Origin of the sequence: Duganella qianjiadongensis, from assembly GCF_009857915.1 — a bacterium.
Lineage (GTDB): Bacteria > Pseudomonadota > Gammaproteobacteria > Burkholderiales > Burkholderiaceae_D > Rugamonas > Rugamonas qianjiadongensis.
In genome coordinates this window covers 1-11,283 of sequence record NZ_WWCM01000037.1, presented here as the reverse complement: position 1 = coordinate 11,283, position 11,283 = coordinate 1, and the positions used below count along the sequence as shown (strand labels likewise).

Sequence of the window (11,283 nt, the reverse complement as noted above, 5' to 3'; positions counted from 1 at the left end):
CGAACAGGACCGTGAAACAACTCTGCGCCGATGATAGTGCTGCAACCAGTGTGAAAGTAGGTTATCGTCAAGCTAGTTATTAAGAAAAACCCCCTTCAGCCTTAGGCCGTTGGGGGTTTTTTGCTTTAAACGCTAGAAAATGGCGAAAAAATTGGTAGGGCCAGTTGCCTTTCCAAAGTCTTCTTACTCCGCTTCCAGCATACTGATAACGTAGTCGATATGCGCTTGCATGGCTGTACGCGAGGCTTCGGGGCGGCGTGCGCAAATGGCCTGACTGATGGCGCGATGTTGTTGCAGTAATTGGGCCGAAACATCGGGCGCGAGTGCGCGCAGATTGGTGCCGTTGAGGGTGATGTGTTCGCGTAGAATGCCCAGCACGCTGGCATGCAGATGCAGGAACATGCTGTTGTGCGAGGCCAGCGCAATTGCTTCATGCATCTGTGCGTCGGCTGCCGCTTCGTCGGCTGCTCTATCCTCGGCTCGCGCCAATTCCAGCTGCGCTAGCAGATCCCTTATCCGCTGATGCTCTTCAGCAGTGCCGCGCTGCGCGGCATAGTAGGCCGTGGCACCCTCCAGCACGCGGCGAAATTCCAGCACATCGGCCAGAACAGCCGGATGGTCCGCCACCAGATGTCCCCACGGGCTGGCTGCCCCTGTGCGCAACTGATCACTCACATAAACGCCTGCCCCTGGCCGGCTGCGTAACAGACCACGCGCCACCAGACGCTGGGTGGCTTCGCGTACGGTGTTGCGCGACACGCTAAATTGCTCGGCCAGAACGCGCTCGGAAGGCAGACGACTATTCGCGGTATAGCGTCCATCCAGCAGTGCCTGCTCCAGCCGGCGCTGCACATCTTCTACCAATCCTTGCAATTTCATAGTGTTGTTCTCCTGTCACAGCACTGGTCCAACCAGTTTGCGACGATTTCGCGATGCGGGAATTATGGCGCCTGCCCGCCAAATAAGCAAAACTAGGAGACCAGTCTTGGAAACCCGCCATTATCCGAAACCGCCGGCAGATCGACAGGTTTATCTGTTCGGTACCTGCGTTATCGATCTGTTCATGCCCGAAGCCGGCCTTGATGCCGTGCGTCTGCTCGAGCGCGAGGGACTCACTGTCCATTTCCCGCGCGGTCAAAGCTGCTGCGGCCAGCCCGCCTATAGCAGCGGCAATCCGGAGCAGGCCCGCGCGGTGGTGCGTGCGCAGCTGGACCTGTTCCCGAACGACTGGCCTGTGATTGTGCCATCCGGTTCCTGCGCAGGCATGATGCGCCATCACTGGGCCGCCTTGTTTGCCGATGAACCAGAACTGGCCGAGCAGGCCCGTGCGCTTGCCGAGCGCATTTACGAACTCAGCGAATTTCTGCTGCGCGTAATGAAGGTGCGCTATCCCGGCGTGCCTGAGCAGGATGGCGAACGCGTAGTGCTGCACACTTCCTGCGGCGCACGCCGTGAAATGGGCACCCGTGTGCATGGGGTGGAACTGATCGATGCACTGCCTGGTGTTACCCGCGTAGAACATGAACATGAATCGGAGTGCTGCGGCTTTGGTGGCACGTTCTCGCTCAAACATGCCGATATCTCTGGCGCCATGGTGCGCGACAAAGTGGCCGCGGCCAGCGCAACGGGCTGCAAGCGCGTGGTGTCGGCGGACTGCGGCTGCCTGCTCAATATCGGCCACGCTGCCAAATATCAGGGAGTGCCGCTGGAGGTTGAGCACATGGCCAGTTTCCTGTGGCGCCGCGTCAATGGCACCGATGCCGATGAAAGCCTGAACCCATGAGCACGATGAGCGCCCGCGAGCGCATTCTGGGCAAACTGCGCGCCGCTGCCCCGGCACCTACCCACGATGCAGCAGCACTGCAGCAGCGCATCGATGAGCATTATGCGGATGGTGCATTGCGCAGCGCCAGCCCTAGCCAGCTGGCTGATCGCCTGCAAAGCATCATGGCTTCCGTACGCACGGATGTATGGCGTGCCGATGCTGCTAGCTGGCCGCAGCTACTGGCCGACAAGCTGGCCGAAGCCGGCGTCCAACGCCTGTTGCTTGATCACGGCAGCAAGGAAGGTGCTGTGCTGGCAGCGGCTTTGCCCGACTCGGTGCAGACACAGTCGTTTGCCCAACCTATCGAACAATGGAAGGCCGAACTGTTTAACGCCGTCGATGCTGGCTTTACCGTGGCACGCTCCGGCATTGCCGCTACCGGCACGCTGATCGTGGTGCCGGATGCTGGCGCGCCCCGCACCGTATCGCTGGTGCCGCCGCTGCACATCGCGCTGGTGTATGCCAGCACCCTGTACGCCGACATGCATGCTGCCGCACGCAGCGAAGGTTGGACTAAGGGCATGCCGACCAATCTGGTGATGATCTCCGGTCCATCCAAAACTTCCGACATCCAGCAGACGCTGGCGTATGGCGCCCACGGGCCGCGCGCATTGTGGCTGATTATTGTGGACGATGCAGTGGAACAGGGAGGTGCAGCATGAGTAGCGTGCCGCTGAATTTTGTCTCGCCCGCCGATTTTCGCGCCCGTGTCGATCAGGCGCTGCAGGACGGCAAACTGCGCAGCAGTATGCGCGGCGCCATGGACTTCCTGCAGACCAAACGCCAGAGCCAGTTCCCGGATGCTGATGAACTGGAACTGCTGCGCGATCTGGGCGAAGCGGTGCGGCGCCATGCATTGGCCAATCTGCCGCAACTGCTGCAACAGCTGGAAACCAGTCTTCAGGCCAATGGCGTGCAGGTGCATTGGGCTGAAACGGCCGAAGAAGCCAACGCCATCATTCATGGCATAGCCCAGCGCCGTGCTGCGCAGCGCATCATCAAGGGCAAGTCCATGGCCAGCGAGGAAGTGGAACTCAATCACTACATGGCCGAACGCGGGATCGAATGCGTGGAATCGGATATGGGCGAGTACATTGTCCAGCTGGCCGATGAAAAGCCATCGCACATCGTCATGCCTGCAGTGCATAAGACCAAGGCTGATATCGGCGCCCTGTTCGAGCAGCATATTCCCGGCATGAGCTACACGGAAGATGTGGATACGCTGATACAGGCCGGGCGCCGTGCCTTGCGGCAGGCCTTCGTCGATGCCGATATCGGCCTGTCCGGCGTGAACTTCGCCGCCGCCGATACCGGCACTATCTGGCTGGTCGAGAATGAAGGCAATGGCCGTCTATCGACTACCGTGCCGGACGTGCATATTGCCCTGATGGGACTGGAAAAAGTGGTCGCCAGTCTGGAGCACATCGTTCCGCTCTCCAGCCTGCTCACGCGCTCGGCCACTGGCCAATCGATTACCACCTACTTCAACCTGATAACGGGGCCGCGCCGTGCGGGCGAGCTCGATGGTCCGCGCGAAATGCATCTGGTCCTGCTTGATAATGGCCGCACCCAGGCCTACGCCGACGAGCAGTTGCGCCAGACGCTGCAGTGCATACGCTGCGGTGCCTGCATGAACCATTGTCCTGTGTATGCGCGCGTGGGTGGTCATGCTTATGGCACCACGTATCCCGGCCCGATAGGCAAGATCATTTCACCGCATTTGCTGGGCCTAGCTGCAACGGCAGACCTTGCTACCGCGTCGAGTCTGTGCGGCGCCTGCGGCGAAGTGTGCCCTGTACGCATACCGATACCGCAATTACTCGTGCGCTTGCGCACGGAAGCCAATCGCGACCCCGAACAAAGTGTTGCGCATCCGCTACGCGGACAGGGCGCCAGCTACAGCCGCAGCGAGCAACTGGTGTGGCGATTCTGGAGTGGCGCTTTCGCCCGGCCTAGCGTCTATCGCTGGTTCCGCTGGGCCGCGACGCGCCTGCGCGCCTTTGCGCCAAGCAGCCAGCTAGGCTGGACGCAGCACCGTACGCCCCTGAAACCGGCCCCGCGCAGTCTCGCAGAATTGCTGCGGGAAAGGGGGCAGGCAGAGTAGTCGAACGGTGGCAAATCAGGCCGGTGAATAATTTTCAACCGGCCGACTAATTCATTTCATCATTGTTTGCCACCGATTTCACGCTGCACACCCGTACACTCATTGCAACTTTTCGCACTACCCACGCGAAGCGGCATAAGTCGCCACAGCAGAATACTTGTACCTTTGGAGGAGACCTTAATGCAACCTTGGAATCAGATTTACGACCCGATGGGAAGCCTGGCGCTATCCGCGCTGATGGCCGCAGTGCCCATCATTTTCTTCTTCCTGGCACTGGCCGTGCTACGGATTAAAGGCCACGCCGCGGCAGCGGTCACGCTGTTACTGTCGCTGGCTGTCGCCATCTTCGCCTACGGCATGCCGGTATCGCAGGCACTCGCTGCCGCCGGTTACGGCTTCGCTTACGGCATCTGGCCGATCGCATGGATCATTGTCAGCGCCGTGTTCCTGTACAAAGTGGTGGAACGTACGGGGCAGCTGGAAATTATCCGCGCCTCCGTGCTGTCGATTACTGACGACCAGCGTCTGCAAATGCTGCTGATCGGTTTCTCGTTCGGCGCCTTCCTCGAAGGTGCAGCCGGCTTCGGCGCGCCAGTTGCCATTACCTCGGCGCTGCTGGTCGGTCTGGGCTTTAACCCGCTGTACGCAGCAGGCCTGTGCCTGATCGCCAATACGGCGCCGGTGGCCTTCGGCGCAATGGGCATTCCGATTATCGTTGCCGGTCAGGTGACGGGTCTGGACGCGATGCACATCGGCGCCATGGCTGGCCGTCAGCTGCCACTGCTGTCGCTGGCCGTGCCATTCTGGCTGGTGTTCATGATGGACGGCACCCGCGGCGTGAAAGAAACCTGGCCAGCAGCACTGGTTGCCGGTGGCAGCTTCGCCGTGACCCAGTACGTGACCTCGAACTTCATCGGTCCCGAACTGCCTGATATTACTTCGGCTCTGGTAAGTCTGGCGTCGCTGACCGCGCTGCTGAAAGTATGGCAGCCTGCCAGCGCCAAAGCCGGCGGTCGTAGCGCCATCTCGATGGGCGGCGGCACTGCTGCCATGGCAACCTTCGGCGGCAGTGCTGCCAACGGTGCCGCACCGAGCATCCGTAAAGCTTCGCCTTACACCACCGCACAGACCGTGCGTGCTTGGGCACCGTTCGGTATTCTGACCGCCGTCGTGACGGTGTGGAGTTTGCCGCAGTTTAAAGCACTGTTCAACGGCACTGGCGCACTGGCCAATACCGTGCTGAAGTTCCACGTACCGTATCTGGACAAGATGGTCATGAAGATGACGCCTATCGTGTCGGCACCTAAAGCTTATGAAGCTGTGTTCAAGCTGGACTTGCTGTCGGCTGTGGGCACCGCAATTTTGCTGTCGACCCTGATCTCGATGGCTCTGCTGCGCTTCAAGCCTATGGCGGGCGTACGCGCGCTGGCCGATACCGTGGTTGAACTGCGCCGTCCTATCCTGTCCATCGGTCTGGTGCTGGCCTTCGCTTTCGTGGCCAACTACTCGGGCATGTCGTCGACGCTGGCTCTGGTGCTCGCTGGTACCGGCGCCGCTTTCCCGTTCTTCTCGCCATTCCTCGGCTGGCTGGGCGTATTCCTGACCGGTTCCGACACCTCGTCGAATGCACTGTTCTGCTCGCTGCAAAATACCACCGCGCACCAGATCAATGTTTCCGATACCTTGCTGGTGGCAGCCAATACCACCGGCGGTGTAACTGGCAAGATGATATCGCCGCAATCGATCGCCGTAGCCTGCGCTGCGACCGGTCTGGTGGGCCGCGAATCGGAATTGTTCCGCTTTACTCTCAAACATAGCCTGTTGTTTGCAACGATCGTTGGTATCATGACGGTGTTGCAGGCGTATGTATTTACCGGCATGATCCCGCACTAAAACAGGGCATCAGTCCCGCCTGCCTAACGCCAGCGCGTGCCACGGTTTTCCGTGGCACGCGCTGGCATTTGTGCTTATTTGCGCGTAATTGTTGGCCTGCAGGCTGCGGGTTTGTGAGAGGTGTAATTCATGCCCAGACGTTTTCCTCCGGTTCATGCTCTGTCCGCTTTCGAGGCAGCGGCGCGGGCCGGCTCCTTTGCGGTCGCTGCCCAGCAGCTGTGCATCACGCCTTCCGCCTTGTCGCACCGCATCCGCCTGCTGGAAGAATTTGTCGGTGACCGGCTGTTTATCCGCGATGGCCGCAATCTGACTCTTTCCGCTTTTGGTCGTAGCTACCTTGACGTGGTGGTGCAGGCGCTGCGTACGCTGACGGATTTCCCGCTGCCGCACCGTACCCTGTCGGCCCAGCCGCGCGTGAAGATCACCGTGCCGCCGACTTTTGCACGCTATCTGCTGATGCCGCGTCTGGCCGAATTTACCGAAGCCCATCCCGACATCGTGGTGGAAGTGTTCCTGTCCGTGCCGCTGTACGATCTGTGCCTGAACGAATCGGATCTGGAAGTGCGCTTCGGCGCCGGTAAATACCCGGACATGGTAACCACCCGCCTGTTCGGCGAACCGGCATTCGCTGTCGCCAGCCCTGCCTATCTGGAACGCATAGGCGGCATCGCCACGCCGGCCGATCTGAACAAGGCCACGCTGCTGCGTTCGGCGCTGGAACAGTGGAAACCGTGGTTCGAGCAGGCCGGTCTGGACTGGCCCGAACCGATGGATGCATTGCGCGTCGACGATCTGGGCCTGCTGCTGGAGGCGATCAAACATGGCCATGGTGTTGGACTTACGCGACACCATTTTGCCCAGGAGATGATCGCCAAGGGCGAAGTGGTGCAGCTTTTCGACATCCGTCTGGAAGCACCGCCGCATGCGTATTACGTGGTGTACGAGCAGACAAGCCGCACCCGCCCTGAGGTTCAGCTGTTTATCGACTGGATGATGGCGGCTTATCCGGACTCGCTGCGCGATGCGTGAAAAATCTGCGTCGCGCCGTTTAATTCTTTTCACCGCAGACGCGCGTTATTGATGGCTACACTGGGTGCCACTATTTAGCATCCAGAGTCCAACATGAACGCGCCTACCGAAGCAACAACGCTGCAGCAGCACCAGCGCGAGGCCATACTGGCCGCGCTGCGTGCGCTACTGCCGGCCGAATGCCTGCTGTCCGAGCAGGAAGATACCCGACCTTATGAATGTGATGGCCTGACGGCTTACCGGCAGCTGCCTATGGCCGTGGCACTGCCGCAGAATGAGCAGCAGCTGATCGCCGTGCTGAAAGTGTGCCGAGAACTGCAGGTGCCTATCGTACCGCGTGGCGCAGGCACCGGCCTGTCCGGTGGTGCCATGCCGATTGCCGACGGTATCGTGATTTCGACGGCGAAGATGAGCCGCATCGTTGCACTCGATCCGCTGGCGCGTACGGCGCGGGTGCAGCCCGGCGTGCGCAATCTGGCGATTTCGGAAGCGGCTGCGCCGCACGGCTTGTATTACGCACCGGATCCTTCGTCGCAGATTGCCTGCACCATAGGCGGCAATGTGGCGGAAAACGCCGGTGGTGTGCACTGCCTGAAATACGGCCTGACCGTGCATAACGTGATGCGGGTACGCATGGTGTCGATCGAAGGCGAGGTGATCGAACTCGGTGGCGCGGCACTCGATGCGCCGGGGCTGGACCTGCTGGCCGTATTCATTGGCTCGGAAGGGATGCTGGGCGTGGTGACGGAAGTGACGGTGCGCCTGATTCCTAAACCGCCAGTCGCCAAGGTTATCATGGCCTCGTTCGATAACGTGGTTAGCGGAGGCGATGCGGTGGCGGCAGTGATCGCCGCGGGGATTATTCCGGCTGGTCTGGAAATGATGGATAAGACCAGCGCACGCATGGTTGAACCGTTCGTGCGTGCCGGTTACGACATCGATGCCGAAGCGATTTTGCTGTGCGAGTCGGACGGCCTGCAGGAAGAGGTGGAAGAAGAAATCGGCCGCATGTCGGAAGTGCTGTACCGTGCTGGTGCCAATGCGATTGCCGTGTCGCAGAACGAGGCGGAACGGATGCGCTTCTGGTCGGGCCGCAAGAACGCCTTCCCCGCGGCGGGCCGCATCTCGCCGGACTACTACTGCATGGACGGCACCATACCGCGCAAGCGCGTGGCCGAGGTGCTGGTAGGGATAGCGGAAATGGAGCAGACCTATGGCCTGCGCTGCGCCAATGTGTTCCACGCGGGTGACGGCAATCTGCACCCGCTGATTCTGTTCGATGCGAATGCGCCAGGCGAATTCAATCGCGCCGAGCAGTTTGGCGAAGCGATTCTGGCGCTGTGCGTTGCCGTGGGCGGCACTATCACGGGCGAGCACGGCGTGGGGATAGAAAAGATCGATTCCATGTGCGAGCAGTTTGAAGTCAGCGAGATCGCTGCCTTCATAGGCGTCAAGCGGGCGTTCGATGGTGCCTTCCTGCTCAATCCTAACAAGGCCATACCGACGCTGGATCGCTGTGCTGCCTACGGCAAGCGGCAGGCGCGCGGCGGGCTATTCAAATTTGTCAAACAGGTGAACGCATGACGATGGAAGATCAGGTAAAGCAGTTTAGCGAGCGCATCGTCGACGCTACCGTGCATGGCAAGCCGCTGCGTCTGTGCGGCGGTGGCAGCAAGGACTGGTATGGTCAGGCGGCGGCTGGTGAAGTGCTCGATACGCGTGGCTACAGCGGCATCATCGCCTACGAACCCACCGAGCTGGTAATGACCGCCCGCTGTGGCACGCCCATGCGCGAAATCGAGCAGGCGCTGGCGGCCGAAGGACAGATGCTGGCATTCGAGCCGCCCCACTTCGGCGACGATGCCACCGTGGGCGGTATGCTGGCATCCGGTCTGTCCGGACCGCGCCGCGCCAGTGCAGGCGCCTTGCGGGACTTCGTGCTCGGCACCGTTCTGATGGATGGCCGTGGCGAAGCGCTGCGCTTCGGTGGTCAGGTGATGAAAAACGTGGCGGGTTATGACGTCTCGCGTCTGCTGGCAGGCTCCATGGGTATGCTGGGCCTGGTGCTGGAAGTGTCGCTGAAAGTGCTGCCTAAACCGGTAGCGGAAAAGACCCTGCGGCTGGAACTGTCGCAGGAGGATGCGCTGCTGCAGCTGAACAAATGGGCGGGCCAGCCGCTGCCACTATCGGCGTCGAGCTGGCATGGTGGCGGACTGACCTTGCGTCTGTCCGGTGCAGAAGCGGCTGTCGCATCGGCGGTGCGCCATATCGGTGGCGAGGTGCTCGATGCCGGCGTGGCTGAACACTGGTGGACGGATTTGCGCGAACAGCGTCACCCGCTGCTCGACGCGGTGCGGCTGGATGGCATGCCGCTGTGGCGCCTGTCGCTGCCATCGACCACTGAAGTGCTGGGCGAATTCGGTCAGCACGACCAGCTGGTGGAGTGGGGCGGCGCGCAGCGCTGGATACGTGGCGAGTTCGATGCGCAGACCATGCGCAGCCGCGCCCAGGCGCTCGGTGGCCATGCCACGCTATTCCGTGGTGGTGACAAAGCCGCTGGCGTATTCCAGCCGTTGGCACCGGCCGTACACACCATACACCGCAATCTCAAACAGTATTTCGACCCGGCCGGCATTTTCAATCGCGGTCGCATGTATCAGGATCTGTAATTATGCAAACCAATCTGGCAGCACAATTCAAGAACACGCCGGACGGCGACGAAGCCGAAGCCATTCTGCGCGCCTGCGTGCATTGCGGCTTCTGCACGGCGACCTGTCCCACCTATCAATTGCTGGGCGACGAGCTCGATGGCCCGCGTGGCCGTATCTATCTGATCAAGCAGGTGCTGGAAGGTGCGCCGGCGACCGAACGCACACAGCTGCACCTCGACCGCTGTCTGACTTGCCGCAACTGCGAAACCACCTGTCCATCTGGCGTGCAATACAGCCGCTTGCTCGATATCGGCAAACATATCGTTGAACAGCAAGTGAAACGTCCGGCATCGGCGCGCTATAAGCGTTTGCTGCTGAAAGAAGCGCTGCCGCGCCCGTGGCTATTCCGTCCTGCGATGAAAGCGGGGCGCATGATGCGGCCTATGCTGCCTGAATCGCTGGCGGAGAAAATGCAGCCGGTGCCGGATGCCGGTATCTGGCCGCAAAAGAGTATGCCGCGCAAAATGCTGCTGCTTGATGGCTGCGTGCAGCCGGAAATGGCCCCTAACATCAATAGCTCTGCGGCGCGGATACTGGCGGCGCTGGGTGTGGAGCTGGTGGTGGCGCCGCGCGCGGGCTGCTGCGGCGCGATCCGCTACCATCTGGCGGACCATGATGGTGGTCTGAATGATATGCGGCGCAATATCGATGCTTGGTGGCCGCTGATCGAAGCGGGCGCGGAAGCGATACTGATGACGGCATCCGGTTGCGGTGCGACGGTAAAAGAATACGGACACCTGCTGCGCGATGATCCCGTCTATGCGGCCAAGGCCAAACGGGTATCGGAACTCACGCGCGACGTTAGTGAGGTGCTATGCAGCGAACAGGAAGCACTGGTCGCGCTGATGAAACAGCGTCCGCCTGCCGAGCCGGTAGCGTTCCATCCGCCGTGCACGCTGCAACACGCGCAGAAAATCCGCGGCAAAGTGGAGGATTTATTGCGTGCGGTAGGTGTCGATGTGCGCCTGTGCGCAGATAGCCATCTTTGCTGCGGATCGGCGGGGACCTATTCGGTGCTGCAGCCGGAACTGTCGCACCAGCTGCGCGATCGTAAGCTGGCCAACCTTGAGGCGACGGGAGCGCGGCGCATTGTTTCGGCCAATATCGGCTGCCAGAGTCATTTGCAGTCAGGCACCCGCACGCCAGTAGGCCACTGGATCGAACTGATCGACCAGATGCTGGCCGGCTGATGTTTGAAAAAAGGCCTTGCCGAACTGGTGAGGCCTTTGCTATAGTTCGCCCCCTCGCAAAACAAGGCGTCGTTTAAAGCAGCGCCAAGTTAAACGGGTTGAAAAGTAGGGGTTGACGAAACGATTTAAACGCTTCATACTCTCGCTTCTCTGCTGCTGACAAACAAAACGATTTGTCGAAACGCAGCAAGCAGTACCAAAGAGTTCTTTAAAAATTCACAGTCGATAAGTGTGGACGTTTGATGAAAGTGCACACGAAGCTAGTCTTCGTGATACTTAAAAAATATCAAATGTTCACAAGAAGTAATGAAATAGGACGCTTTGTAAAAGAAGCGAACTGTCAGTATTTTGAGTGAGCAAACTCGGACCAATGGGACGAGTTTGGGCTAGAAATAGCCCGACACAAACAGAGATTAAACTGAAGAGTTTGATCCTGGCTCAGATTGAACGCTGGCGGCATGCCTTACACATGCAAGTCGAACGGCAGCACGGAGCTTGCTCTGGTGGCGAGTGGCGAACGGGTGAGTAATA

The 11,283-nt window shown here is 60.2% G+C and carries 9 protein-coding genes and 1 rRNA gene; 9 read left to right on the top strand and 1 reads right to left on the bottom strand.

Annotation, left to right across the window (positions count from 1 at the left end):
- Window positions 1–183 precede the first annotated feature (183 nt).
- Window positions 184–879 (bottom strand): FadR/GntR family transcriptional regulator, encoded by a 696-nt coding sequence (locus GTP27_RS22890; RefSeq protein ID WP_161041403.1) that lies wholly within the window; start codon window positions 877–879, stop codon window positions 184–186.
- Between the two features lie 106 nt (window positions 880–985).
- Here GTP27_RS22890 and GTP27_RS22885 point away from each other — a divergent pair, with 106 nt between their 5' ends.
- The 9 genes from GTP27_RS22885 to GTP27_RS22845 form a co-directional block, all read left to right on the top strand.
- Window positions 986–1,783, top strand: a complete 798-nt coding sequence (locus GTP27_RS22885; RefSeq protein WP_161041402.1) for a (Fe-S)-binding protein — start codon at window positions 986–988, stop codon at window positions 1,781–1,783.
- Window positions 1,780–2,487, top strand: coding sequence for a LutC/YkgG family protein (locus GTP27_RS22880; protein ID WP_161041401.1), 708 nt, complete (start codon window positions 1,780–1,782; stop codon window positions 2,485–2,487). The genes GTP27_RS22885 and GTP27_RS22880 overlap by 4 nt, the downstream gene beginning before the upstream one ends.
- Window positions 2,484–3,929, top strand: coding sequence for a LutB/LldF family L-lactate oxidation iron-sulfur protein (locus tag GTP27_RS22875; protein ID WP_161041400.1), 1,446 nt, complete (start codon window positions 2,484–2,486; stop codon window positions 3,927–3,929). The genes GTP27_RS22880 and GTP27_RS22875 overlap by 4 nt, the downstream gene beginning before the upstream one ends.
- A gap of 180 nt (window positions 3,930–4,109) precedes the next feature.
- Entirely contained in the window at window positions 4,110–5,822 is a 1,713-nt protein-coding gene (locus GTP27_RS22870) for a lactate permease LctP family transporter (protein ID WP_161041399.1), read from the top strand.
- A 129-nt stretch (window positions 5,823–5,951) separates the two neighbouring features.
- Window positions 5,952–6,851, top strand: coding sequence for a LysR substrate-binding domain-containing protein (locus GTP27_RS22865; protein WP_161041398.1), 900 nt, complete (start codon window positions 5,952–5,954; stop codon window positions 6,849–6,851).
- A gap of 93 nt (window positions 6,852–6,944) precedes the next feature.
- A complete protein-coding gene (locus tag GTP27_RS22860; RefSeq protein ID WP_161041397.1) occupies window positions 6,945–8,435 on the top strand; it encodes an FAD-linked oxidase C-terminal domain-containing protein in 1,491 nt (496 codons plus the stop codon).
- 2 nt (window positions 8,436–8,437) lie between these two features.
- Window positions 8,438–9,520 (top strand): glycolate oxidase subunit GlcE, encoded by a 1,083-nt coding sequence (glcE, locus tag GTP27_RS22855; protein ID WP_202417023.1) that lies wholly within the window; start codon window positions 8,438–8,440, stop codon window positions 9,518–9,520.
- Window positions 9,521–9,522: 2 nt separating this feature from the next.
- On the top strand, window positions 9,523–10,752 hold the full coding sequence (glcF, locus tag GTP27_RS22850; protein WP_161041395.1) for a glycolate oxidase subunit GlcF: 1,230 nt from the start codon (window positions 9,523–9,525) through the stop codon (window positions 10,750–10,752).
- Window positions 10,753–11,167: 415 nt separating this feature from the next.
- A 16S ribosomal RNA gene (locus GTP27_RS22845) occupies window positions 11,168–11,283 on the top strand; the annotation flags it as partial.